We start from the raw sequence: 23,301 nt of genomic DNA on the forward strand, positions 1-23,301 counted from the left end.
ATCACTCCGCGGCCAGCAGCGCACGCTGCGACAGGTATTGATGGATGGCGTCGGCGGCGTCGCGGCCGTCGCGGATGGCCCACACCACCAGCGAGGCGCCGCGGACGATGTCGCCGGCCGCGAAGACGCCGGGCAGGCTGGTCGCCTGGGTCTTGAAGTCGGCCTTCAGCGTGCCCCAGCGGGAGACGGCGAGATCGGGGGCGCCGAAATGGCCCGGCAGGTCTTCCGGGTCGAAGCCCAGGGCCTTGATGACCAGGCCGGCGGGCAGGTCGAAATCACCATCCTCGACCTCTTCGGGCGCCTGACGGCCGCTGGCGTCGGGCGGGCCGAGCCGCATGCGGACGGCGCGCAGGCCGTCGGCGCGCTCGGCCTCGCCCAGCACCGCGCGCGGCGCGGCCAGCCATTCGAAGACCACGCCTTCTTCCTCGGCGTGGGCGACCTCGCGGGCTGAGCCGGGCATGTTGGCCCGGTCACGGCGATAGAGGCAGGTGACCGACCTGGCGCCCTGGCGCACGGCGGTGCGCACGCAGTCCATGGCGGTGTCGCCGCCGCCGACCACGACCACATCGCGGCCGGCGGCGTTGAGCTCGCCGCTGTCATAGGCCGGGACGCTGTCGCCCAGGCCGACGCGGTTGGAGGCGATCAGGTAGTCCAGGGCCGGGGTGACGCCGGCCGAGCCGGCGCCGGGGGCGATCAGCTCGCGGGCGGCGTAGACGCCGGTGGCGATCAGGATCGAGTCGTGACGGGCGCGCAGCTCGGGCAGGGAGGCGTCGCGGCCGACCTCGAAGCCGAGCTTGAACTCGACGCCGCCCTCGGCGAGGCGCTGCGTGCGGCGCGCGACCACGTCCTTTTCCAGCTTGAAGCCGGGGATGCCGTAGATCAGCAGGCCGCCGGCCCGGTCATGACGGTCGTAGACGGTGACCTCGTAGCCGGCTTCGCGCAGCCGCTCGGCCGCGGCCAGACCCGCGGGCCCGGCCCCGATGATCCCCACCGACTGGCCGCGTGGGCGCCCGGCGCGCAGCGGCTGGACCCAGCCTTCCTCCCACGCCTTGTCGGTCAGGTAGCGCTCGACCGCACCAATGGTGACGGTGCCGTGGCCGGACTGCTCGATGGTGCAGGAGCCTTCGCACAGGCGGTCTTGCGGACAGATGCGGCCGCAGATTTCCGGCATCGAGTTGGTGGCCTGCGAGAGAGCGTAAGCCTCCTCCAGCCGGCCCTCGGCGGTCATCCGCAGCCAGTCGGGGATGTTGTTGTGCAGCGGGCAGTGGGTTTGACAGAACGGAATGCCGCATTGTGAGCAGCGCGAGGCCTGTTCGGCCGCCTTGGCGTCGATGAAGTCGGCGTAGATCTCGTGGAAATCGCCCGCGCGGGTTTCAGCTGCGCGCTTGGCGGGCGTCGTCCGTTCGACCGTGGTGAACTTCAGCATGCGCTCGGCCATGGCCGCAAAACCTCCACGCCCGGATGTCAGGCTGCAGGCTCTCTAGCGGCGAATGGCGACCCGTGAAAGTTGATAGTCAAAAAGATAGACTAAATGAATCGGGTCGTCGGGGCTTGTTCAAGAGAACGTGTCTCATGCTGCGCAAGATGGTCCATAAATGGGATGAACGTGAAATTTACCGTGTTCATCGCCCTTGCTCGTTCAATCTCAATCCATGGAGTCGCCCGTGCCGGACTGGATCGCAGCCGTCATCCTTGGCCTTGTCGAAGGGCTGACGGAGTTCATTCCGGTCTCCTCGACGGGGCACCTGCTGCTGACCAAGAAGCTGCTGGGACTGCCGGACGGGTTCTGGGACACCTTCAGCGTCATGATCCAGCTGGGCGCGATCCTGGCGGTGGTGGTGCTGTACTTCCAGCGGCTGTGGGGCGTGTTCATCCGCCTGCCGACCGATCCGAAGGCGCGCTGGTTCGCGGCCAGCGTGCTGCTGGCGGTGGTTCCGGCGATGATCGTCGGCCTCTCCCTGCACGATTTCATCAAGACCGTGCTGTTCGAGAGCGTGGCGCTGATCTGCGCCTCGCTGATCGTTGGCGGCGTGCTGCTGCTGCTGGTCGATCGCTGGACGCCGGCGCCGAAGGAAGACGACGCCATGGAGCTGTCCTGGAAGCGCTCGCTGGGGATCGGGCTGTTTCAGTGCCTGGCGATCGTGCCGGGGGTTTCGCGCTCCGGGGCGACGATCGTCGGGGGGATTCTGCTGGGCGTCGATCGCCGCGCGGCCACCGAGTTCTCGTTCTTCCTGGCGATCCCGACCATGGTCGGCGCCTTCGCCCTGGATTTCTGGGAGAACAAGGACGTGTTGACCGGCGACAATCTGGGGATCATCGCCATCGGCTTCGTGGTCAGTTTCCTGTCGGCGCTGGTGGTCGTGAAGACCATGCTGGGCTTCGTGAACCGCTACGGCCTGGCGCCCTACGGCTGGTGGCGGATCGCCGTCGGGGCGATCGGCCTGGGCGTTCTGTTCCTCGGCTAGAGGAAGATCAGGCCGCGGTGGCGGCCTGATCGGCGAACTGGCCGCCCTTGCGGAAGCGGTAGAGGTAGGTCGGGGCGATGGCCTCGATCGAGACAGGGGCCGTGACGCCGAGGTCGGCCAGGCCCGGCAGGGCCGGATCGGCGACATTGTCCGACTGCAGCACCTCGACCTGGCCGGGCGTGATCGGCGGGGCGATCGGGGTCAGCAGGCCGATCGGCGCGCAGAGCTTGGCGATCAGGTTGGCGATGCCGAACGGCAGCGGCAGCAGGATGCGGCGGCGGCCGGTCTCCGCCACCACCAGCTCGAGGATTTGGCGCATGGTGTAGACGCCCGGGCCGCCCAGCTCATAGGTGCGGCCGGCGGCGGCCGGGTCCAGCACCGCGGCGGCCGCGGCGCGGCCGAGGTCGCCGACATGCACCGGCTGCAGCTGGGTGTCGCCGCCGATCAGCGGCAGCACCGGGCTGAACACCGCCATCTCGGCGAAGCTGTTGAGCAGTTTGTCGCCCTGGCCGAACACCACCGACGGCCGCAGGATCACGGCGTCGGGGAAGGCCGCGCGGGTGACCGACTCGGCCTGGCGCTTGGAATCGACGTAGTCGCCGGCCTCGGCCGCATCGACGCCTATGCCCGAGATCAGCACCAGCCGGCGGACGCCCGCCTCGTGGGCGACCTTGGCGACATTGGCCGCGCCCTCGACGTGGACGTTCTTGAACTTCTGGCGGCCGGTCTCGTGATGGATGCCGACGGCGTTGACGCAGGCCTGGGCGCCTTTGAGGGCGCGGCGCACCGAGGCCTCGTCGCGGATATTGGCCTGGACCACCTCGACCTGACCGACGTCGCCCATCAGGCGCATGGTGTGGGCCAGATGCGGCTGTCTAACCGCCACGCGGATGCGCAGACCCTGCCGGGCGAGCGCCCGAACGATCTGGGTTCCGATGAAGCCCGATCCGCCGAAGACCGTGACCAGATCCTGCATGCCGTGCGCCCGCAAAGAAAAACAAAGAGGTTACGAGCCGTCCGGATAGACGAAGCCGCCCCCCGCCGCAACGTGACTCGATTATCTGTCACAGAGGGCGTTGACCGCGATCAGCCGGCGCCCTAAAGGACGCGCCTCCTGATCTACGGATCGGGCCCAGGTGGCGGAATTGGTAGACGCGCTGGCTTCAGGTGCCAGTGGCCGAAAGGTCGTGGAGGTTCGAGTCCTCTCCTGGGCACCACTCTCGGAAAACGAGGGTGGTCGCCCCAAATCCCACAAGCTGACCATGTCGATGCGGGGCCCTCTGGCGCTGTAAGCGTCGTACTGTGTCGTGGGTGCGCCTGTGCGGCGCGGATTGGGCGCTATATAGGAATGGCGAAATCAGTTCGGAGACAGGCGCGCTTGGCCAACCATCTGCATATCGGCGACCTTCCCGACGGCCTGTTCGCGGATGCGGAAGCCGTGGCGATCGATTCGGAGACCATGGGCCTGATCCTGGGCCGCGATCCGCTCTGCGTGGTCCAGCTGTCGGACGGCAAGGGCGACGCCCACCTGGTTCAACTGAACCGCTCGACCTATGACGCGCCGAACCTGAAGCGGGTGCTGACCGACCCGAAGATCCTGAAGATCTTCCATTTCGGCCGCTTTGATATCGCCATGTTCCACCTGCATCTTGGGGTGGTGACCGCACCCGTCTACTGCACCAAGATCGCCTCCAAGCTGGCCCGGACCTACACCGACCGCCACGGCCTGAAGGACGTCAGCAAGGAACTGCTGGGCGTCGACATGTCCAAGGCGCAGCAGAGCTCCGACTGGGGCGCGGCCAAGCTGTCGGACGAGCAGGTCGCCTACGCCGCCTCCGACGTGCTGCACCTGCACGCCCTGCGCACCAAGCTGGACGCCATGCTGGTCCGCGAGGGCCGCGACGGCCTGGCCCGCGCCTGTTTCGACTTCCTCCCGCACCGCGCCCTGCTGGACGTGAGGGGCTGGGAAGAGGTCGACATCTTCGCTCACGCCTGAGGTGACGATGACGCTCGCCGCCGCCTCGGAGCGACCGCAGGTCCCAACGGACTTCGAGCGCTGGCGCCGGCGATCGCTGCTGGTCCGCCGCCTGCGCGTCATCCTGCCGACCCTGATCGGCATGATCCTGGCCTCCATGGTCGGGTTCGTGCTGCACACCACCTTCCTGGGCCGCGACGCCGCGCCGCGCGAGGCCGACGCGCCGATCCAGCTGGTCAATCCGCGTTTCGTCGGCAAGGACGAGAAGGGGCGGGCCTTCGTGCTGACGGCCTCCACGGCGGTGCGCGACGAAAACGACTACCAGCGGGTGCTGCTGGACAAGCCGGCCCTGATCCTCGACGCCGAAGGATCCAATCCGACCCGGGTTACGGCCAAGTCCGGCGTCTATCGCGAAGATCGCCGGGTGCTGAACCTGGACGGCGGAGTGAAGATGAGCGGCGGCGACGTCAGCTTCGACACCGCGTCGTCGATCTTCAACACCGCCACCGGCGAGCTGGAAGGCCAGGGCGAGATCTCCGGCGCCTCGTCGCTTGGCGAAATCACCGCGAAGTCCTATGGCGTGTACGACAAGGGCGAGCGCCTGGTCTTCAAGGGCGGGGTGCGCGGACGTATCGATTCGAAGTAGAGCTATGCAGGAATGCACTCGCACTTTCGAACCGGGCATCCCAAATGGGCTTCATGAGCATGAGCGGGCTTGAAATGACGAAGCTGGCGGCCCTCGCGGCCTTGGCGCTTGGACTGTGCGCCGGACCCGCGGCAGCGCAGCTCTCGCAGAACTCCGACGCGCCGGTCGATATCACCGCCGATTCGCTCGAGGTGGTGAACACCCAGTGCCTGTCGATCTGGAGCGGCTCGGCCGAGGCGCTGCAGGACACGACCCGGCTGCGGGCCGATGTGCTGAAGACCTTCTCGCAGAAGGCCCCGGCGCGGCCCGGCGGCCAGGCCGGCGCCTGCGGCACGCTCGAGCGCATGGAAGCGATCGGCAACGTCTTCTACGTCACCCCGCAGCAGCGGGTTCGCGGCAACAACGCCACCTACGAGGTGGCGGCCGAGCGGATCATCATCACCGGCGACGTGGTTGCGGTGTCCGGCTCGAACGTGATCCGCGGCGACAGGCTGGTGGTCAATGTCGCGACCGGCGACGCGCAGATGGAGTCTGGCGCCAAGGGGCGCGGCAAGGCCCGGCCGCGCGCGGTGATCTATCCTGATCAGCAGTCGTCGGCGGCCCAGTCCGCCGCGCGGCGCTAGGCGTTCCCTTGAAGGCCGACGCCTCCGATTCCCTCCCGGCCCTTGCCGGGGAAGGCTTGGTTGTCGACAACATCGGCAAGTCCTTCCGCAAGCGTCCCGTGGTCAAGGGCGTCTCGCTGCGCCTGGCGCGTGGCGAGGTGGCGGGCCTGCTGGGCCCGAACGGGGCGGGCAAGACCACCTGCTTCTACATGATCACCGGCCTGATCCCGGCCGACTACGGCTCGATCTATCTGGACGGCGAGAACATCACCCAACAGCCGATGTACCAGCGCGCCCGCATGGGCGTCGGTTATCTGCCGCAGGAAACCTCGATCTTCCGGGCCATGACCGTGGAAGAGAACGTGATGGCCGTGGTCGAGCTGCGCGAACGCAGCCAGAGCCGGGCCAAGACGGCGGTGACCGAGCTGCTGCAGGAACTGCGCATCGAGCACCTGCGCAATTCCCCGGCCATCTCGCTGTCGGGCGGCGAGCGCCGCCGGGTGGAGATCGCCCGGGCCCTGGCCAGCGAACCGTCGTTCATGCTGCTCGACGAGCCGTTCGCCGGCATCGACCCGCTGGCCATCGCCGACATCCGCGAGGTCATCACCTACCTCAAGGGGCGCGGCATCGGCATCCTGATCACCGACCACAATGTCCGCGAGACCCTGGACATCATCGACCGCGCCTCGATCATCCATGCCGGCGAGGTGCTGTTCGAAGGCACTCCCGACCAGATCGTCGACGACCCCGAAGTGCGCCGGGTCTATCTCGGCGAGCGGTTCGGCTAGGCTTCCGCCTCGGCCGCGGCTTCCCGTTCTCGATACCGCCGTCGTTCCTCCTCGATGGCCGCGCGCCACCGGGCCCGCAGCAGCGAGGGGCGTTCGGGGAAGCGGTCTTCCAAGAACTCGGCGTCGAGCACCCGGTCGGTGCGGAAGTTGCGGAAATCGGTGCGCAGCTCGCACCAGGCGACCAGCATCCGCACCGTCTCGTGATAGCCGACCGTGACCGGCCAGACGGTGCGCCGGCTCTCGCGGTCCTGCTCGTCGCGGTATCTCAGAGTGATCTTACGGCCGCCGCGGATCGCAGCGCGAACCTGGGCCATGTCCAGCAGGTCCGGCGGCTGAGTGCGCCAACCGGGCACGGCGCGGCCTGCCGGCTCCAGCACGAACGGGCGCAGGCGTTCAGGGACCGAGGCGCCGATCTTGGCGATCAGGTCCTGGGCGGCCCTTGCGAGCGATGGGTCGCCGCGGCTGGCCACCCACTGCGCGCCGAGCACCGCGGCCTCGATCTCATCGGGGGTCAGCATCAGCGGCGGCAGGTCGAAGCCCTGGTCGAGCACATAGCCCATGCCGGCCTCGCCACGGATCGGCACCCGCTGACCCATCAGGGTGGCGATGTCGCGATAGACCGTGCGCTTGGAAGTCTCGAGTTCCTCGGCGATGGCGTCGGCGGTGATGGGCGCTCGCGCCCGGCGCATGATCTGGATGATCTGGAACAGGCGATCGGCGCGTCGCATGGAGATCCGCTTCATGGGGGGCAGCATCGGGGAGCGATGCTGACAGCATGCTGTCAGTAGGTGAGTTCTAAGCCAATGACGTTCTTTGAGGGAGAGACGTCATGATCACGCTTTACGGAGCCGGCGCGAACTTCGGCCTTCCCGAGGTCAGCCCCTATGTCACCAAGACCGAGGTCCATCTGCGGATGGCGGGGCTGGACTACGTCAAGGAATTCGCCATGCCGCACCTGTCGCCCAAGGGCCAGCTGCCCTGGCTGGACGATGACGGCGAACTGATCGCCGACAGCCATTTCATCCGGCTGCACCTGGAACGGAAGTACGGCGTCGATTTCGACGAGGGGCTCTGCGCGGTCGAACGGGCCCAGGCCTGGGCCATCGAGCGGATGATTGAGAACCACTTCGGCTGGACGCTCGCCCACGTGCGCTGGCTGATCCCTGAGAATTACGCCAAGGGCCCGGCCCAGTTCTTCAACGCCATGCCGCCGGAAATGCAGGAGGGCATGCGCCGCGACATCCAGGGCCGAGTGGCCGAGAACATCCGAGCGGTCGGGGTCGGCCGCCATTCGGAGCCCGAGGTGCTGGCTCTGGGCGTGCGTTCGCTGGCGGCGCTCTCGGCGCTGCTGGGCGACAAGCCGTTTCTGATGGGATGCCGGCCGACCAGCGTCGACGCCATCGCGTTCGGGATGCTGGCCGGGCTGATGACGCCCTTCTTCGACGCGCCGATCCGCGACCGCGCGATGACCTTCGGCAACCTGGCGGCCTATGTCGACCGCATGATGGCCGGGGTCTATCCGGAGTTCGCCTGGCGGCCGCTCAACTTGCCGGCGGAGGCGGTCGCGGCCTAGCCCGGTCGGCAAGAATTAACGCCTGCGCCTGCGAACTCCACGCCGGCGCGGACGCGACCCGGCGGGAAAACCCGAAAAACGCAGCCGATCGCGCGCCGGCGAGCCTTCGCCGCGCGGTTAACTAATCGGTGGTGATGCGCGCGCTAACCTCGCCAGCAAGAAACAGGCCAGGAGGCAAAGTTGGCGCTCGGCGCGCGTTTGGAGCTCAGGCAAGGGCAGGGGCTGGTCATCACCCCCCAGCTGCAGCAGGCGATCAAGCTGCTGCAGTTGTCGAACCTTGAGCTCGAAGCCTTCGTCGAGGGTGAGCTGGAGCGCAATCCGCTGCTGCAGCGGGACGAGCGCGAATCAGAGGGCGACCGCGAGGAAGCGCCGCGCGAGGCCGAGGCCGCTTCGTCCGAACACCTTTCCGACCACGCGGCCGCGGCCGACATGGACACCTCCCACGACCAGGCCTCGCCTGGCGAGCACGCCACCGGCGACGCCCAGGAAGCCCAGCACGCCGGCGGCGCGGTGGATTGGTCCAAGGCCGGCAAGGGCGGCGGGTTCGAGGACACCGAGGATTTCGAAGGCCGCCTGACCCGCGAAAAGACGCTCAGCGAACATCTGCACGACCAGCTGGCGGTGGCGGGCCTTTCGCCCGCCCAAGGCGTGATCGCCGCGGTGCTGATCGACGGGGTCGACGAGGGCGGCTACCTGCGGATCGATCTGGTTGAGACTGCCGAGCGGCTCGGCTGCGAGTTGGCCGCTGTCGAAGGCGTGCTGACCGCGCTGCAGGGCTTCGAGCCGACCGGGGTGTTCGCCCGCGACGTGCGCGAGTGCCTGATGCTGCAGCTCAAGGAACGCGACCGCTGCGATCCGGCCATGCTGGCCATGCTCGACAATCTCGAGCTGCTCGCTCGCCGCGACATGGGCGCCCTGCGCAAAATCTGCGGCGTCGACGACGAGGACATGCGTGACATGGTCGCCGAGCTGCGCGGCCTGACCCCGCGGCCCGGGGCGGCGTTCGGCGGCGAGCCGAGCCAGCCGGTGGCCCCGGACGTGTTCGTGCGCGAGGGCCTGGGCGGCCTGTGGCACGTGGAGCTGAACACCGACACCCTGCCGCGGCTGCTGGTCGACCAGCGCTATCACGCCCGGGTGGCCGGCGGCGCGCGCACCGACCAGGAAAAGGTGTTCGTCGCCGACTGCATGGCCAGCGCCAACTGGCTGGTGAAGAGCCTCGACCAGCGGGCCAAGACCATTCTGAAGGTGGCCAGCGAGATCGTGCGCCAGCAGGACGGCTTCCTGGCCTTCGGGGTCGAGCACCTGCGGCCGCTGAACCTGAAGACCGTGGCAGACGCCATCGGCATGCACGAGTCGACCGTCAGCCGGGTGACCTCGAACAAGTACATCGCCACCCCGCGCGGCCTGTTCGAACTGAAGTTCTTCTTTACGTCCTCGATCGCCTCCACCTTGGGCGGCGAAGCGCACTCGGCCGAGAGCGTGCGTCACAAGATCAAGCAGTTGATCGACGCCGAGCGCGGCGAGCGCGACGTGCACTCCGACGACCGGATCGTCGAGATCCTCAAGGAGACCGGTGTGGACATCGCGCGCCGCACTGTGGCCAAGTATCGCGAAGCCATGCGTATCCCGTCGTCGGTGGAACGTCGGCGGATGCTGAAGGAAGCAGTTTAACTGCCTTCACCATCTCTCCCCGCGTTGGGGGAGGAGTTCTCCTTGTGTATTGCGACGTGCCTGAGGCGGCGTCGGGCGAAGTGAACGCCTCCGGCCTTCGGCGCGTTGAATCGACGTCAACCGGAGCCGTGACACATGGAAACCGTCAAAGAGCATCACACCGAGCGGATGTCGCGAAACAGCACCGAGTACGCGGTGCTGTTCGTGCTGCTGCTGGCCTCCTCGGGCCTATTCTTCGGGTTCTCGGTGGCGACCATCATCGGCGTGCTGAACCCGACCGGCTAGGCAGTGGGGGCATGATCGGCCCCTAGCTACGGCCTTGCCGAGAAATTCTGTCTTGAGCATCCCAAGTCTCGGGCTAGGGATGTGCGGTGATCAGCTTTCAATCCGTCGGCAAGACTTTTGCGCGCGCGCCCGCGCCGGCGCTGCGTGACGTCACCCTGCAAGTCGCGCCCGGCGAGGTGTTCGGGGTCATCGGGCAATCGGGGGCGGGCAAGTCCACACTCATCCGCCTGATCAACGGGCTGGAGCGTCCGAGCGACGGCCGCGTGGTCACAGACGGCGAGGATGTCGGCGCGCTGAGCGCGGGTGCGCTACGGGCCCTGCGCCGCCGGGTCGGGATGATCTTCCAGCACTTCAACCTGCTGGCCTCGAAGACCGTGGCCGACAACATCGCCTATCCGCTGAAGGTGGCCGGCGTGCCGAGGGCCGAGATCGGGCCGCGAGTCGCGCAGCTGCTGGCGCGGGTCGGGCTGGCCGACCAGGCGCACAAGTATCCGGCCCAGCTTTCGGGCGGGCAAAAGCAGCGGGTGGGGATCGCCCGGGCATTGGCCAACGGTCCGAAGATCCTACTGTGCGACGAGGCGACCAGCGCGCTGGACCCGCAGACCACCGAACAGATCCTCGACCTGTTGGCCGAATTGAACCGCGAGCTTGGTCTGACCATCGTGCTGATTACCCACGAGATGGAGGTGATCCGCCGGGTCTGCCACCGCGTGGCCGTGCTCGACGCCGGCTCGGTGGTGGAGAGCGGCGAGGTGGCCGAGGTGTTCCTGCATCCCCAACACGCGGTGACCCGGGCCCTGGTGGCCGACGCCGCCGGCCTGGGGGCCAGCGCCACGCCGGGGGCGTTGCGGCTGACCTTCCGCGGCCAGGCCACCTTCGAGCCGATCCTGGGGCGCATCGCCCGCGACACCGGCGTCGACTACTCGATCCTGGCCGGCCGCATCGACCGCATTCGCGACGAGCCCTACGGCCAGCTGCTGGTCTCGCTGGTCGGCGGCGACGTCGGCAAGGCGCGCGAGCGGCTCAGCGCCGCCGGCGTGCGCGTCGAGGAGGCGTGAGCGCCATGTTCGCCAACATCAACTGGGCCGACATCGGCCAGGCGACCATCGACACCCTGGTGATGCTGCTGGGCTCGCTGGGGTTCTCGGTGCTGCTGGGCCTGCCGCTGGGGGTGATCCTGTTCCTAACCGGCAAGGGGCGGCTGCTGGATAATCCAGTCGCGCACGGAGCGCTGTCGTTCGCGGTCAATGTGCTGCGCTCGGTGCCGTTCGTGATCCTGCTGATCGTGATGATCCCGCTGACCATGCTGCTGGTCGGGACGTCGCTCGGCGTGGCCGGGGCGATCCCGCCGCTGGTGGTGGGCGCCGCGCCGTTCTACGCCCGGCTGGTCGAGACCGCCCTGCGCGAGGTGGACAAGGGCGTGATCGAGGCGGCCCAGGCCATGGGCGCCAGTCCGCGCCAGATCGTGTTCGGAGCACTGTTGCCCGAGGCGCTGCCGGGCATCGTCGCCGGCGCCACGGTCACCGCCATCGCCCTGGTCTCCTACACCGCCATGGCCGGGGTGGTCGGAGCGGGCGGGCTGGGCGATCTGGCCATCCGTTTTGGTTATCAGCGGTTCCAGACCGACGTCATGGTCGTGACGGTGCTGCTGCTGCTGGCCCTGGTTCAGGGGCTGCAATGGGCGGGCGACCGCCTGGTCATCAAGCTCAGCCGACGCTGAGCGCGAGAGGTACGAATTCCATGCTCACCAAGCGCAACCTGATCCTGGCCGTCGCCGCCGCCCTGGCGCTGGCCGCCTGCGGGCAGAAGCCGGCCGCCGGCGGCGGCGCCTCCGACACCCTGGTGGTCGCCGCGACGCCGGTGCCGCACGCCGAGATCCTGGAGGTGGTGCGCCCGATCCTGGCCAAGGAAGGCGTGAAGTTGGATGTGAAGGTGTTCAACGACTACGTGCAGCCCAACCTGCAGGTCGATCAAAAGCAGCTGGACGTGAACTACTTCCAGACCGCGCCCTATCTCGACGAGTTCAACAAGGCGCGCGGCACCCATCTGGTGAAGGTGGTCGGCGTGCACATCGAGCCGATCGGCGCTTATTCGAAGAAGCACAAGAGCCTGGCCGACCTGCCGCAGGGCGCCAGCGTGGCGATCCCCAACGAGCCGAGCAACGGCGGCCGGGCGTTGCTGCTGCTGCAGAAGGGCGGACTGATCACCCTGAAGGATCCCGCCAACCCGCTGCAGACCCTGAACGACATCGTCGCCAATCCGAAGGGCCTGAAGTTCAAGGAGCTGGAGGCCGCGACCCTGCCGCGGGTGCTGGGCGAACTGGACCTGGCGGTGATCAACACCAACTACGTCCTCGACGCCGGCCTCAGCCCCGCCAAGGACGCGCTGATCCTCGAGGACGGCAACAGCCCCTATGTGAATCTGCTGGTCGCCCGGCCGGACAACAAGGACGACCCGCGCGTGCAGAAGCTGGCCAAGGCGCTGACCAGCCCGGAGGTGAAGGCCTTCATCGCGAAGACCTACGGCGGCGCGGTGCAGCCGGCGTTCTAGCCGTCGAGTTGCTCCCCCGCTGGGGGAGCTGCCAGCCGGAAGGCCGACGGAGGGGGATTGCTGACTCCGCAAGCCCCCTCCGTCTCGGCGCGGCGCGCCGATCCACCTCCCCCAAGAGGGGAGGAATTGAGAGTCCCTACCGCGCCAGCTGCTCGGCGATCTGGACGGCGTTGAGGGCGGCGCCCTTCAGCAGTTGGTCGCCGGCCGCGAACAGGCTGAGCGTGCGGCCGGTCGGGTCGGAGAGGTCGGCGCGGATGCGGCCGACCAGCACGTCGTCGGCGCCGGAGGCTTCGTTGGGCATCGGGAAGTGGTTGCGCTGGGCGTCGTTGACCAGCTTCACGCCGGGCGCCGCGGCCAGCCATTCCTCGGCCTCGGCCGGGGTCACCGGACGCTCGAACTCCACAGTCAGCGACATGGAGTGGGCGCGTAGCACCGGCACCCGCACGCAGGTGAAGGACAGCCGCAGGTCCGGCGCCGACATGATCTTGCGGATCTCCTCCATCGCCTTCAGCTCTTCGCCGTTGTAGCCGCTGGCGGCGTCCACGCTGGCGTTGTGGCTGAACAGGTTGAAGGCGTAGGGGTGCGGCAGGACCTTGGGCTCAAAGGCCTCGCCGGCCAGATAGGCGGCGGTGGACTGCTCGAGTTCGGCCATGGCCGCGGCGCCGGCGCCTGAGGCCGACTGATAGGTGGCGCCGATCACCCGGGCGATGGGGCTGTGGGCGTGCAGCGGCTGCAGCGCCATGACCGCGATGGCGGCCACGCAGTTGGGATTGGCGACGATGCGCGGCCGGTCGGCCAGCAGGCCGCCGTTCACCTCGGGCACCACCAGCGGCGTCCCGTCCTGCATGCGGAAGGCCGAAGAGTTGTCGACCACCAGGCAGCCCTTGGCGGCGGCGATCGGCGCGAACTCGCGGCTGATCGAGGCGCCGGCCGAGAACAGGGCGATGTCGACGCCGGTGAACGAGTCGGCGGTCAGGGCCTCGACGGCGACCTGGCGGCCCTGGAACTGGTAGGTGCGGCCGGCCGAGCGCGGCGAGGCCAGCAGCTTCAGCGCCCGGACCGGGAAGTTGCGGCGCTCAAGGCACTCCATCAGCTCGACGCCGACGGCGCCGGTGGCGCCGACGATGGCGACGTTGAACAGGCGCTGGCCGGCGGGGTGGGCGACTTCGGTGGAAAGCATGGCTCTATCGTCTCCGGTGATGAGTTCCGGAAGGCCAGGGTCTTTCGCGTTTCGTGGAATGCGACCCCGGCCTGCCGGCGGGGTCCTTGGGGTCTTACGCGGCGAGCACGCGCGAATCCCCAAGCCCCGCGGGCATGGTGATTTTAATCGCGTTTTTAATGGTCGAACGACGCATGCCGCTCCGATAAGTCAAAGAGCGCCTAGTTGTAAATGGCGAATTGTGAGCCAAATCATCCTGAGCCTGCGCGTTGTCGTCGCGATGTGGCGCAGGAGGGACCGCAGCGGACGGAATGGACGACGAGACCGACCGCGCCCCTATTTCCCGGATCATCCGCGACCTGAGCGCGCGCGAGAGCGTCAGCGTGGGCGAAATCGTCGACGTGTTCGGCACCCGCGCGTTCGGCGCGCTGCTGTTCATCTTCGCCCTGCCGAACCTGCTGCCGCTGCCGCCTGGTTCCTCGACCATCCTGGGCGCCCCGCTGCTGTTGCTGACCCCGCAGGTGGCGATGGGGGTGCCGGCGCCCTGGCTGCCGCGCGCGGTCGACGCCCGACGGATCAGCGGGACAGATCTCAATAAGGCGTTCGGCCGGCTGTTGCCCTGGGTCGAGCGGTTCGAGAAGATTTCCCGCCCGCGGTTGCCGATCATGTTCAACCCGATCGGCGAGCGCGTGATCGGGGTTGTTTGCAGCCTGCTGTCGTTCGTGCTGATCCTGCCGATCCCGCTCGGCAACCTGCTGCCGGCCCTGACCATCGGGATCTTCGGGTTTTCGCTGTTCCAGCGCGATGGCCTTTTTGCGGCCGCTGGCTGGGTCCTGGCGGGGTTCAGCGCCTTTCTTCTGTATGTCGCCGCCGACGCCGTGATCGGTGGAGTTCGCCTTCTCGTGAACTGGCTTGGGGGCGCTTGACACCTTCGCTGCTCCGGCGCGTTGATAGGGCATGCAAGTCTTAGTCTCCGGCAAGCATGTCGCCGTCGGGGAGGCCCTGCGAGAGCGGGTCACCGACGAAATCACGGGCTCGATCGGCAAGTACTTCGAACGCGGCGGGGACGCCGATGTCGTGGTCAGTCGAGAGGGTCATTCCTTCCGAGTCGATTGCGCAGTGAAGCTGGCCTCAGGCCAGGCGTTGCAGTCCCACGGCCTGGGCACCGACGCTCACGGCGCGTTCGACGCAGCGCTCGCCAAGATCGAGACGCGCATTCGGCGCTACAAGCGCCGCTTGAAGAGTCACTCGGCCGCCGCGAACGCCAAGCTGGCGGAAACCGCGTCCTACTTCGTCATCCGCGCGCCCGAGGGCGACGAGGATGTCGATTGGGATGACGGCGAAACGCCGCAGGCCCTGAACAAACCGCCTTCGGCAATGGTAATCGCTGAAACGGAAAAGCCAGTCCGGGAGATGACCGTTTCGATGGCGGTCATGGAGTTGGACTTGACGGAATCTCAAACAATCGTGTTTAGGAACGCCGCTCACGGGGGCTTGTCCGTGGTGTACCGCCGGCCAGATGGAAATATCGGCTGGATCGATCCCGAACGTACGAAATCGCTCAATGGGACCGGAGTGAACGGAGCCAGCGTCTAGGCGCTGGTTCGTCCTCTATTCCTGGAGCCGGACGTAGGTCGGGCCAGCTGTCGAGTTTGGGCGTCACGAGAACTATGCAGATTGGCGACATCCTGGATCGCGCCGCTATCGCGGTACGCGCGAGCGCGCCCAGCAAGCGTCAGGCCCTGGCCGTAGCAGCGGAAATCGCTGGGCGGCAGTTCGGCCTGGACGCTGGAGTGGTGCTCGACGCGTTGATCGAGCGCGAGAACGCGGGCTCCACCGGCGTCGGACACGGCGTCGCCGTGCCGCATGCGCGCCTGCCGGGCCTCAGCAGCATGCGCGGCGTCTTCGTGCGGCTGGACCAGCCGGTCGACTTCGAGGCGGTGGACGAACAGCCGGTGGACCTGATCTTCGCGCTGTTCGCGCCGCCGAACGCCAGCTCCGAGCATCTGCGGGCCCTGGCCCGGGTCTCGCGCCTGCTGCGCCAAGGCGACCTGCGCGAGCGCCTGCGCCAGACGCGGACGCCTGACGCGGTGCATGCTCTGCTAGTTCAGGAAATGCCGTCAGCGGCGGCTTAAGGCAGCCCGTTCCGGACGGGGGCGGGCCCGCCGGACCCGCCCAAGGGCTTCGTTCAATCTAGTGGACCGAGACCGGCGCCAGCTCGTGCGCCAGGGCCGCGGCCATGGCCGAGTCCTTGTCGGTCAGCACCGCTAGGCGTTCGCCATCGGCGCGGTGGACCGCATAGAGAATTTGATCGGGATCGAGCTGAAACCCCTGGATCTGTGCAGCAGGCGTGCTGGCGATGATCTCGGCAGCCTTGATCGGGCGGACGTAAACGAGGTCCGGGGCTCCAAGAGCAGCGAAAGCTTCAGTCGTCAGTGCGGGCGTCATCATGACCACCTCCGTAAAACTCAACGCGTCGAACGGCCGCCGGTTCAGCCGGCCGTCTTGATGGGGATCCGCTGGATGAGCCGTTCCGGCTCGGGCCGGACCAGGTCGATATGCAGCAAGCCATGCGCCAGGGTGGCGCTATCGACCTTCATGCCGTCGGCCAGGATGAAGGTGCGTACGAAGCCCCGAGCCGCGATGCCGCGGTGCAGGTAGGCCTCGTCAGCAGCGCCTTCGCGCTTGCCGGCGACGATAAGTTGGCGGTCCTCGATGGTCACCTGCAGCTGGTCCGGCGCGAAGCCGGCCACGGCCAGGGTGATCCGCAAGGCGCCGTCGCCACGGTCTTCGACATTGTAGGGCGGATAGCTCTCCGCAGCGGCCTTGGCGGCGCGCTCGATGAGACTGCGGGTATGATCAAAGCCCAGCAGGAAGGGGCTGTCGAAGACAAGCGACCGGTTCATTCCAGAGTCCTCGGTTTAAGCGACTCCCCGAATCTCCGCCCAAAGCTGGCGCGGCGGTCCGGTTGGAACAGATGTGGCGATTGCAGCGGTCGATTTCAACGGCGGCCGAAGCGGGCGGGCCGCGGGCTGGACAGCCGCACGTCGATGCCGGTTGCGGCGCTGTCACGCTCTAGGTTCTTGAGCGATGCTCCCGGGCGAGTCGATGCGCGATGGCCCGGAAAAGGCGAAGGCCCGCAGCGCTAACTGCGGGCCTCCATGGTGGAGCTAAGCGGAGTCGAACCGCTGACCTCTTGAATGCCATTCAAGCGCTCTACCAGCTGAGCTATAGCCCCGAGGTCTCGGGTCTCTCAGGAGGTGGCCCCCCGAAGAGGCGCGGAACCTAGTCTGAGAGTTTCGTGCGATCAACCCACCCCGGAGAGATTTTTTTGGGTGGGTTGTCGCACCCCGGATTTACCGGTCGTCGTCGTCCCCTTCGCCCGGGAGACCCTCGATTTCCGTATCGTCGAAATCGTCCTCGTCCTCGTCCTCGAGGAACGGAACGTCGTCGGTTTCCTCGTCCTCGAGGTCGTCCTCGGTGAACTCGGAGAGCTGGTCTTCCGGCGTGGCGTCGGGAGCCTCGTCGTCATCGTCCGAAACGAGCGGCGGCTCGTTGGCGACTTCGTCGAGTTCCGGGGTGACGGCCTCGTCTTCTTCTTCTTCTTCGTCCTCGACGGCCTTGCCGCGGACTTGATCCTCGGCTTCCTCGTGCTCGTGATCGACGGGCGAGGTGCGGGCGCGGACGCGGCGGGTCCGGACGGCTTCGTCCGGATCGAATTCATTGGCGCATTTCGGGCAATGGGCAGGCCGGCGCTGCAGGTCGTAGAACTTCGCCTGGCAGTTGGGGCAAATCTGCTTTGCACCCAGTTCGGGATTGGCCAAGGGGCTGAGCCTCTTTGAGCGATAGGGAATTGAAGCCGGCTCCCTTGCCATGGGCGGGGAGCGCTGTCAAAAGCAAACCCCTTTTCGAAAAACAGCAAGGCCTTAAGGAGGCTTGCCATCCCATGACGTCGGCAGGACTGACCGCGAAACGCGGCGGCCCGCTGCGGGGCCGCGTGCGCGCCCCAGGCGACAAATCGATCTCTCACCGTTCGCTGATCCTGGGCGCCCTGGCGCAAGGGACGACGGAGATCGAAGGGCTTCTCGAAGGGGATGACGTGCTGCGCACCGCCGCGGCGATGCGCAGTTTCGGCGCCAAGGTCGAACGGCTAGGCGAGGGACGATGGCGCGTCGAGGGCCAGGGCGGCTTCGCCGAGCCGGCCGACGTCGTTGACTGCGGCAACGCCGGTACCGGGGTTCGCTTGATCATGGGCGCCATGGCCGGCTTCCCATTCGCCGCCACCTTCACCGGCGATGAGTCGCTGCGCGGTCGTCCGATGCGCCGGGTGCTGGGGCCGCTGGGGCAGATGGGCGCGAGCTTCGTCGGCCGATCGAACGGTCGCCTGCCGCTGACCCTGCAGGGCGGGGCGCTGAAATATCTGTCGTATCGGCTGCCGGAGCCCTCGGCCCAGGTGAAGTCGGCGGTGCTGCTGGCTGGTCTGCACGCGCAGGGGGGCGCCCAGGTCATCGAACCGGAGGCCACCCGCGACCACACCGAGCGGATGCTGCGGGCCTTCGGCGCGACCGTCGAGGTCGAGGATCGGGCCGACGGCCGCTGGATCACCCTGCCGGGCGGACAGAAGCTGACGGGAACCACCGTGCGGGTGCCGGGCGATCCCTCTTCGGCCGCCTTCCCGCTGGTGGCGGCGCTGGTGACGCCGGGTTCCGAGGTGACGGTCGAGGGCGTGCTGCTCAACGAACTGCGCACGGGCCTGTTCACGACCTTGCAGGAGATGGGCGCGGACCTGGTCATCTCGAACGTCCGCGAGGAAAGCGGCGAGCAGGTGGGCGACATCACCGCCAGGCATTCGGCGCTGAAGGGCGTCGAGGTGCCCCCGGAGCGCGCGCCTTCGATGATCGACGAGTATCCGATCCTGGCGGTGGCGGCGTCGTTCGCCGACGGCCAGACTGCGATGCGCGGCATCGGCGAGATGCGGGTGAAGGAAAGCGACCGCATCGCCCTGATGGCGGCGGGCCTGGCGGCTTGCGGCGTCGGGGTCGAGGAGGAGCCCGAGGCCCTGATCGTGGTCGGCTCGGCCCGTGGCAACCACCTGGTCGGTGGCGGGGCGCGGGTGACGACCAAGGGCGACCACCGGATCGCCATGTCGCATCTGGTCATGGGCCTGGCCTCGGAGGAGGCGGTGGCCGTGGACGAGCCAGGCATGATCGCCACCAGCTTCCCCGGCTTCGTGGAGCTGATGCGCGGCATGGGCGCGGACATATCGTGAAGGGGCCGTTCGTCATCGCGGTCGATGGGCCGGCGGCGTCGGGCAAGGGCACCATCGCCAGCCGTCTGGCCGAGGCCTACGACCTGCCGATGCTGGATTCGGGCCTGCTCTACCGGGCGGTCGGGGTTCTGCTGCACCGGCATGGCGGCGACTTCGACGACGTGGACGCGGCGACCATGGTGGCCGCCGAACTGACCGCCGAGATGCTGACCGATCCGGCCTTCCGCACCCGCGAGGCCGGCGAGGCCGCGAGCCGGGTCGCTGTGCATACCCCGGTCCGCATCGCCCTGCGCGAGATGCAGCAGGCATTCGCTCGCCGACCGGGCGGGGCGGTGATCGACGGCCGCGACATCGGCACGGTCATCGCGCCGGAAGCGCCGGCGAAGCTCTTTGTGACCGCCCGGGCCGAGGTCCGCGCCGAGCGCCGGTTCAAGCAGCTGCAGGCCCAGGGCGAGGCGGTGACCTACGAGGACATCCTGGCCGACATCCTCAAGCGCGACGCCCGCGACGGCGGCCGCGCCGACAGCCCGATGATGCAGGCCGACGACGCCGTCTTGCTGGATACCAGTGAAATGACTATAGAGCAGGCCACCGATGCGGCCCGCCGTATCGTCGAGGCGGCGCGCGCGCGCTGGGAGCTTTCCTAAGGAAGGCGACTGGCCCGCAAATCCAACCGCGCCTTTTCCTCGCACGGCTGCGGGCAAATCACCGGCGCGGGGTCTCCCGCGTCATCGGTCGCAACCCTCAACCTGACGCCAGGACTCCGTCCGAACTTCCGTTCGGCTGGGCCCGCATCCTTTCCGGGATATGGCGTCATCCAAGTACGAAAGAACATCAATGGCTGACGATCTTAGCCTCAACCCCTCCCGCGACGACTTCGCCGCCCTGCTCGACGCCTCGATGGGCGGTCGTGACTTCATGGAAGGCACCGTCGTCAAGGGCGCCGTGGTCGGCATCGAAAAGGACTTCGCCATCATCGACGTCGGTCTGAAGACCGAAGGCCGCGTTCCCGTGAAGGAATTCGGCGTCGATGACGAAGGCAAGGCGACCCTGAAGGTCGGCGACACCGTCGAAGTCTTCCTGGAGCGCGTCGAAAACGCCATGGGCGAAGCGGTCATCAGCCGCGACAAGGCCCGCCGCGAAGAAGCCTGGACCCGTCTGGAAGGCGTCTACGAGAAGAACGAACCCGTCATGGGTACGATCGTGGGCCGCGTGAAGGGCGGCTTCACCGTCGACCTGGGCGGCGCCTCGGCCTTCCTTCCCGGCAGCCAAGTCGACATCCGCCCGGTGCGCGACGTCGGCCCGCTCATGGGCAAGGAACAACCCTTCGCCATCCTCAAGATGGACCGTCCGCGCGGCAACATCGTCGTCTCGCGTCGCGCCATCCTGGAAGAAGCCCGCGCCGAACAGCGCACGGAGCTGGTCAGCCAGCTGCAAGAGGGCGAAGTCCGCGAAGGCGTGGTCAAGAACATCACCGATTACGGTGCGTTCGTTGACCTGGGCGGCATTGACGGCCTGCTGCACGTGACCGACATGAGCTGGAAGCGCGTCAACCACCCGAGCCAAGTGCTCGCGGTCGGCGACACCGTGAAGGTCCAGATCGTGAAGATCAATCCGGACACCCAGCGCATCAGCCTCGGCATGAAGCAGCTGCAGTCCGACCCGTGGGACGGCGTGGAAGCCAAGTACCCGGTGGGCGCGAAGTTCACCGGCCGGATCACCAACATCACCGACTACGGCGCCTTCGTGGAGCTGGAAGCCGGTGTCGAGGGCCTGGTCCACGTCTCGGAAATGTCCTGGACCAAGAAGAACGTCCACCCCGGCAAGATCGTCTCGACCTCGCAAGAAGTCGACGTGGTCGTGCTGGACGTCGATCCGTCGAAGCGCCGCGTGTCGCTGGGCCTGAAGCAGGCCATGGCGAACCCGTGGGACGCCTTCGTGGCCGCCCATCCGATCGGCTCGACCGTCGAAGGCGAAGTCAAGAACGCGACCGAATTCGGTCTGTTCATCGGCCTCGACAACGACATCGACGGCATGGTGCACCTGTCGGATCTCGACTGGACCGTGTCGGGTGAAGAAGCGATCGCCAAGTACAACAAGGGCGACGTGGTCAAGGCGCGCGTTCTCGACGTCGACGTCGAGAAGGAACGCATCTCGCTGGGCATCAAGCAGCTGGCCGGCGACCCGATGCAGGGCGACACCTATCGTTCGAAGCAGACCGTCACCGTCACCGTCACCGAGATCACCTCGGGCGGTATCGAAGTGAAGTTCGGCGACGACGAAGCCCCGATGACGGCCTTCATCCGCAAGTCCGACCTGTCGCGCGACCGTGGCGATCAGCGCCCCGAGCGCTTCGCCGTGGGCGACCGCGTCGACGCTCAGATCACCAGCATCGACAAGGCCGCTCGCCGCGTCGCGCTGTCGATCAAGGCTCTGGAAATGGCCGACGAGAAGGAAGCCATCGAGCAGTTCGGTTCGTCGGACTCCGGCGCGTCGCTGGGCGACATCCTCGGCGCTGCCCTTCGCGAGAAGGCCGGCAAGGAATAAGCCTGACGACCTTCTGAAGGTCTGAAGCTGACGGCGGATCGGGAAACCGGTCCGCCGTTTTCTTTTGCCCGGACGCCAAAACTTGACGCCGCGCTGCGCTCAAACATCGAGCGCCCGTCGAAAACTCGCGAAACTGGGCGATTGGTTGGGTGATCTACCCGCTTTGCGCCTTGAACATCGAGGCGGACTCGACCATGGTCCCGCTCGCTTCCAGCGATTTCTTGCGAGGCACGCCTGGATTTGGCGAACTATTGCTCCTAGTTGAACGCCTATGAGCCGTCTCCCCACGGCTCGGGGACTCGGAATAGGCATGATCAAGTCGGAACTTATCGCCCAATTGGCGGAGGAAAACCCGCACCTGACGCAACGCGACATCGAGCGCGTGGTCGGTGTCATTCTCGAACGGATGATCCAGGCCCTCGAGGCCGACGGCCGTGTCGAGCTGCGAGGCTTCGGCGCCTTGTCGGTCCGCTCGCGCGACGCCCGCGCGGGCCGCAACCCTCGCACCGGCGAGGCCGTGGACGTGCGCGCCAAGCACGTGCCGTTCTTCAAGAGCGGCAAGGAGCTGCGCGAGCGCCTCAACGCCGAATAGAGACGGCGCTCGTTTCCAGTTGACCGCGAGGAAGCGGCAGGCCGATCCTGGCCCGCCCTTCGCTGATCAACGGTGGACCATGAGCATCTTCTCCGAATTCCGCGAGTTCATCGCCCGCGGCAACGTGATCGACTTGGCGGTCGGCGTGATCATCGGCGCGTCGTTCAACAAGATCGTCGACAGTCTGGTGAACCAGGTGGTGATGCCGCCGATTGGTCTGGCCTTGGGCGGCCTGGACTTCTCCAAGCTGCAGTTCGTGCTGCGTCCCGACGATCCGGCCACCGCCGTCAGCGAGCTGGTGGCGATCCAATACGGCGCCTTCGTCAACACCCTGATCCAATTCCTGATCGTGGCCTGGGTGGTGTTCATGCTGGTCAAGGCGGTGAACACCGTGCGCCGCGCCCAGCCGGCCGAGGCCCCCGCCCCGACCCCGAGCGAAGCCCTGCTGACCGAAATCCGCGATCTTCTGAAGTCGCGTCCCTAAACGACTTGGCTTGGCGCCCGCGAGGCCCTAACTCCGGGCCATGAGCGTGCGCGCCAAGATCTGTGGATTGTCGACGCCCGAGGCCGTGCGCGCGGCCCTCGACGGCGGCACCAGCCACATCGGCTTCCTGTTCTTCGATAAGAGCCCGCGGAACATTGCGCCGGAGGCCGCCGCCCTGCTGGCCGCCGAAGCGCGGTCGCGAGGTGTGAAGATCACCGCCGTCACGGTCGATCCCGACGACGCCCTGCTGGACCGGCTGACAGCGACGCTGAAGCCCGACCTGATCCAGCTGCACGGCAAGGAGACGCCGTCCCGCGCCCATGCGGTGACCGCGCGGACCGGGGCCGGGATCATCAAGGTGCTGTCGGTCTCCGACGCCTCGGACCTGGCGCCGGCGTCGGCCTTCGAGCCGGTGGTCGAGCACCTGATGTTCGACGCCAGGCCTCCGAAGGATCACCCTCTGCCGGGCGGCGCCGGCGTGCGTTTCGACTGGACGATCATGGCCGGCCGCCGTTTTCAGCGGCCGTGGTTCCTGGCTGGGGGTCTCGATCCCTGGAGCGTGGGAGAGGCCGTTCGCCTCACCGGCGCGCCGCTTGTGGACGTTTCCTCTGGCGTGGAGCGCGGTCCCGGACTAAAGGACCCGGCCTTGATCACGGCGTTCCTTGACGCTGTCCGCCGCGCTTGAAGTTGCAGAT

27 protein-coding genes and 2 tRNA genes are annotated in these 23,301 nt (G+C 67.5%); 21 read left to right on the forward strand and 8 right to left on the reverse strand.

Annotation, left to right across the window (positions count from 1 at the left end; all coding sequences use genetic code 11):
• Nucleotide 1: 1 nt before the first annotated feature.
• Nucleotides 2-1,438, reverse strand: coding sequence for an NAD(P)-dependent oxidoreductase (locus AC1DQJ_RS11185; RefSeq protein ID WP_477603219.1), 1,437 nt, complete (start codon nucleotides 1,436-1,438; stop codon nucleotides 2-4).
• 226 nt (nucleotides 1,439-1,664) lie between these two features.
• Between AC1DQJ_RS11185 and AC1DQJ_RS11190 the strand changes: the two genes are divergently transcribed.
• Nucleotides 1,665-2,465, forward strand: coding sequence for an undecaprenyl-diphosphate phosphatase (locus AC1DQJ_RS11190; RefSeq protein ID WP_477603221.1), 801 nt, complete (start codon nucleotides 1,665-1,667; stop codon nucleotides 2,463-2,465).
• A gap of 7 nt (nucleotides 2,466-2,472) precedes the next feature.
• Here the strand turns inward: AC1DQJ_RS11190 and AC1DQJ_RS11195 are convergent, their stop codons facing one another.
• Nucleotides 2,473-3,441: a complex I NDUFA9 subunit family protein gene (locus AC1DQJ_RS11195; protein WP_477603223.1), complete on the reverse strand. Its 969-nt coding sequence runs from the start codon at nucleotides 3,439-3,441 to the stop codon at nucleotides 2,473-2,475.
• Between the two features lie 154 nt (nucleotides 3,442-3,595).
• Between AC1DQJ_RS11195 and AC1DQJ_RS11200 the strand changes: the two genes are divergently transcribed.
• The 5 genes from AC1DQJ_RS11200 to lptB all read left to right on the forward strand — a co-directional run bounded on the left by AC1DQJ_RS11200 (nucleotide 3,596) and on the right by lptB (nucleotide 6,476).
• Nucleotides 3,596-3,682 (forward strand) — tRNA-Leu (locus tag AC1DQJ_RS11200).
• Nucleotides 3,683-3,843: 161 nt separating this feature from the next.
• Nucleotides 3,844-4,461 (forward strand): ribonuclease D, encoded by a 618-nt coding sequence (locus AC1DQJ_RS11205; RefSeq protein ID WP_477603225.1) that lies wholly within the window; start codon nucleotides 3,844-3,846, stop codon nucleotides 4,459-4,461.
• A 7-nt stretch (nucleotides 4,462-4,468) separates the two neighbouring features.
• Complete coding sequence (gene lptC, locus AC1DQJ_RS11210) at nucleotides 4,469-5,086, forward strand: LPS export ABC transporter periplasmic protein LptC (RefSeq protein ID WP_477603227.1); 618 nt, start codon at nucleotides 4,469-4,471, stop codon at nucleotides 5,084-5,086.
• 74 nt (nucleotides 5,087-5,160) lie between these two features.
• Nucleotides 5,161-5,709: an LptA/OstA family protein gene (locus AC1DQJ_RS11215; protein WP_477603229.1), complete on the forward strand. Its 549-nt coding sequence runs from the start codon at nucleotides 5,161-5,163 to the stop codon at nucleotides 5,707-5,709.
• Between the two features lie 8 nt (nucleotides 5,710-5,717).
• Entirely contained in the window at nucleotides 5,718-6,476 is a 759-nt protein-coding gene (lptB, locus tag AC1DQJ_RS11220; RefSeq protein ID WP_477603231.1) for an LPS export ABC transporter ATP-binding protein, read from the forward strand.
• Here the strand turns inward: lptB and AC1DQJ_RS11225 are convergent.
• Nucleotides 6,473-7,204, reverse strand: coding sequence for a helix-turn-helix transcriptional regulator (locus tag AC1DQJ_RS11225; protein ID WP_477603233.1), 732 nt, complete (start codon nucleotides 7,202-7,204; stop codon nucleotides 6,473-6,475). The two genes, lptB and AC1DQJ_RS11225, sit on opposite strands and share 4 nt — an antisense overlap.
• A gap of 101 nt (nucleotides 7,205-7,305) precedes the next feature.
• Between AC1DQJ_RS11225 and AC1DQJ_RS11230 the strand changes: the two genes are divergently transcribed.
• From AC1DQJ_RS11230 to AC1DQJ_RS11255, 6 genes are all read left to right on the forward strand, one after another.
• Entirely contained in the window at nucleotides 7,306-8,049 is a 744-nt protein-coding gene (locus AC1DQJ_RS11230; RefSeq protein ID WP_477603235.1) for a glutathione S-transferase family protein, read from the forward strand.
• Nucleotides 8,050-8,229: 180 nt separating this feature from the next.
• Nucleotides 8,230-9,720 carry an RNA polymerase factor sigma-54 gene (rpoN, locus tag AC1DQJ_RS11235; protein WP_477603237.1) on the forward strand — a complete coding sequence of 497 codons (1,491 nt, stop codon included), beginning with the start codon at nucleotides 8,230-8,232 and terminating at the stop codon, nucleotides 9,718-9,720.
• A 135-nt stretch (nucleotides 9,721-9,855) separates the two neighbouring features.
• Entirely contained in the window at nucleotides 9,856-10,005 is a 150-nt protein-coding gene (locus AC1DQJ_RS11240; protein WP_477603239.1) for a hypothetical protein, read from the forward strand.
• An 86-nt stretch (nucleotides 10,006-10,091) separates the two neighbouring features.
• The gene (locus tag AC1DQJ_RS11245) at nucleotides 10,092-11,063 is read left to right on the forward strand and encodes a methionine ABC transporter ATP-binding protein (RefSeq protein WP_477603241.1); all 972 of its coding nucleotides are present in this window, start codon (nucleotides 10,092-10,094) and stop codon (nucleotides 11,061-11,063) included.
• A gap of 5 nt (nucleotides 11,064-11,068) precedes the next feature.
• Nucleotides 11,069-11,725 (forward strand): methionine ABC transporter permease, encoded by a 657-nt coding sequence (locus AC1DQJ_RS11250; RefSeq protein WP_477603504.1) that lies wholly within the window; start codon nucleotides 11,069-11,071, stop codon nucleotides 11,723-11,725.
• A 20-nt stretch (nucleotides 11,726-11,745) separates the two neighbouring features.
• Nucleotides 11,746-12,555: a MetQ/NlpA family ABC transporter substrate-binding protein gene (locus AC1DQJ_RS11255; protein WP_477603243.1), complete on the forward strand. Its 810-nt coding sequence runs from the start codon at nucleotides 11,746-11,748 to the stop codon at nucleotides 12,553-12,555.
• A 136-nt stretch (nucleotides 12,556-12,691) separates the two neighbouring features.
• On the opposite strand, the gene AC1DQJ_RS11260 is transcribed toward AC1DQJ_RS11255, so the two are convergent.
• Nucleotides 12,692-13,735 (reverse strand): aspartate-semialdehyde dehydrogenase, encoded by a 1,044-nt coding sequence (locus AC1DQJ_RS11260; protein WP_477603245.1) that lies wholly within the window; start codon nucleotides 13,733-13,735, stop codon nucleotides 12,692-12,694.
• Between the two features lie 290 nt (nucleotides 13,736-14,025).
• Between AC1DQJ_RS11260 and AC1DQJ_RS11265 the strand changes: the two genes are divergently transcribed.
• The 3 genes from AC1DQJ_RS11265 (at nucleotide 14,026) to AC1DQJ_RS11275 (ending at nucleotide 15,849) form a co-directional block, all read left to right on the forward strand.
• Complete coding sequence (locus AC1DQJ_RS11265) at nucleotides 14,026-14,640, forward strand: exopolysaccharide biosynthesis protein (RefSeq protein ID WP_477603247.1); 615 nt, start codon at nucleotides 14,026-14,028, stop codon at nucleotides 14,638-14,640.
• A 31-nt stretch (nucleotides 14,641-14,671) separates the two neighbouring features.
• A complete protein-coding gene (gene hpf / locus AC1DQJ_RS11270; protein WP_477603249.1) occupies nucleotides 14,672-15,310 on the forward strand; it encodes a ribosome hibernation-promoting factor, HPF/YfiA family in 639 nt (212 codons plus the stop codon).
• Nucleotides 15,311-15,384: 74 nt separating this feature from the next.
• Nucleotides 15,385-15,849, forward strand: a complete 465-nt coding sequence (locus tag AC1DQJ_RS11275; protein ID WP_477603251.1) for a PTS sugar transporter subunit IIA — start codon at nucleotides 15,385-15,387, stop codon at nucleotides 15,847-15,849.
• A 58-nt stretch (nucleotides 15,850-15,907) separates the two neighbouring features.
• On the opposite strand, the gene AC1DQJ_RS11280 is transcribed toward AC1DQJ_RS11275, so the two are convergent.
• The 4 genes from AC1DQJ_RS11280 to AC1DQJ_RS11295 all read right to left on the reverse strand — a co-directional run bounded on the left by AC1DQJ_RS11280 (nucleotide 15,908) and on the right by AC1DQJ_RS11295 (nucleotide 17,538).
• Complete coding sequence (locus AC1DQJ_RS11280) at nucleotides 15,908-16,162, reverse strand: DUF1150 family protein (protein WP_477603506.1); 255 nt, start codon at nucleotides 16,160-16,162, stop codon at nucleotides 15,908-15,910.
• A gap of 44 nt (nucleotides 16,163-16,206) precedes the next feature.
• Complete coding sequence (locus tag AC1DQJ_RS11285) at nucleotides 16,207-16,620, reverse strand: Hsp20 family protein (RefSeq protein ID WP_477603253.1); 414 nt, start codon at nucleotides 16,618-16,620, stop codon at nucleotides 16,207-16,209.
• Nucleotides 16,621-16,876: 256 nt separating this feature from the next.
• Nucleotides 16,877-16,952 (reverse strand) — tRNA-Ala (locus AC1DQJ_RS11290).
• A gap of 118 nt (nucleotides 16,953-17,070) precedes the next feature.
• Entirely contained in the window at nucleotides 17,071-17,538 is a 468-nt protein-coding gene (locus AC1DQJ_RS11295) for a TIGR02300 family protein (RefSeq protein ID WP_477603255.1), read from the reverse strand.
• A 122-nt stretch (nucleotides 17,539-17,660) separates the two neighbouring features.
• Between AC1DQJ_RS11295 and aroA the strand changes: the two genes are divergently transcribed.
• The 6 genes from aroA to AC1DQJ_RS11325 all read left to right on the forward strand — a co-directional run bounded on the left by aroA (nucleotide 17,661) and on the right by AC1DQJ_RS11325 (nucleotide 23,291).
• Nucleotides 17,661-18,983: a 3-phosphoshikimate 1-carboxyvinyltransferase gene (gene aroA / locus AC1DQJ_RS11300; protein WP_477603257.1), complete on the forward strand. Its 1,323-nt coding sequence runs from the start codon at nucleotides 17,661-17,663 to the stop codon at nucleotides 18,981-18,983.
• On the forward strand, nucleotides 18,980-19,630 hold the full coding sequence (cmk, locus tag AC1DQJ_RS11305) for a (d)CMP kinase (RefSeq protein ID WP_477603259.1): 651 nt from the start codon (nucleotides 18,980-18,982) through the stop codon (nucleotides 19,628-19,630). The genes aroA and cmk overlap by 4 nt, the downstream gene beginning before the upstream one ends.
• Before the next feature lie 190 nt (nucleotides 19,631-19,820).
• Nucleotides 19,821-21,530 carry a 30S ribosomal protein S1 gene (gene rpsA / locus AC1DQJ_RS11310; protein WP_477603261.1) on the forward strand — a complete coding sequence of 570 codons (1,710 nt, stop codon included), beginning with the start codon at nucleotides 19,821-19,823 and terminating at the stop codon, nucleotides 21,528-21,530.
• Between the two features lie 310 nt (nucleotides 21,531-21,840).
• Nucleotides 21,841-22,122 (forward strand): integration host factor subunit beta, encoded by a 282-nt coding sequence (locus AC1DQJ_RS11315; RefSeq protein WP_477603263.1) that lies wholly within the window; start codon nucleotides 21,841-21,843, stop codon nucleotides 22,120-22,122.
• A 79-nt stretch (nucleotides 22,123-22,201) separates the two neighbouring features.
• Complete coding sequence (mscL, locus tag AC1DQJ_RS11320; RefSeq protein WP_477603265.1) at nucleotides 22,202-22,606, forward strand: large-conductance mechanosensitive channel protein MscL; 405 nt, start codon at nucleotides 22,202-22,204, stop codon at nucleotides 22,604-22,606.
• Between the two features lie 40 nt (nucleotides 22,607-22,646).
• Nucleotides 22,647-23,291, forward strand: a complete 645-nt coding sequence (locus AC1DQJ_RS11325) for a phosphoribosylanthranilate isomerase (RefSeq protein ID WP_477603267.1) — start codon at nucleotides 22,647-22,649, stop codon at nucleotides 23,289-23,291.
• Nucleotides 23,292-23,301: the final 10 nt, after the last annotated feature.

This window comes from Phenylobacterium sp. P4_E10 (assembly GCF_056401675.1).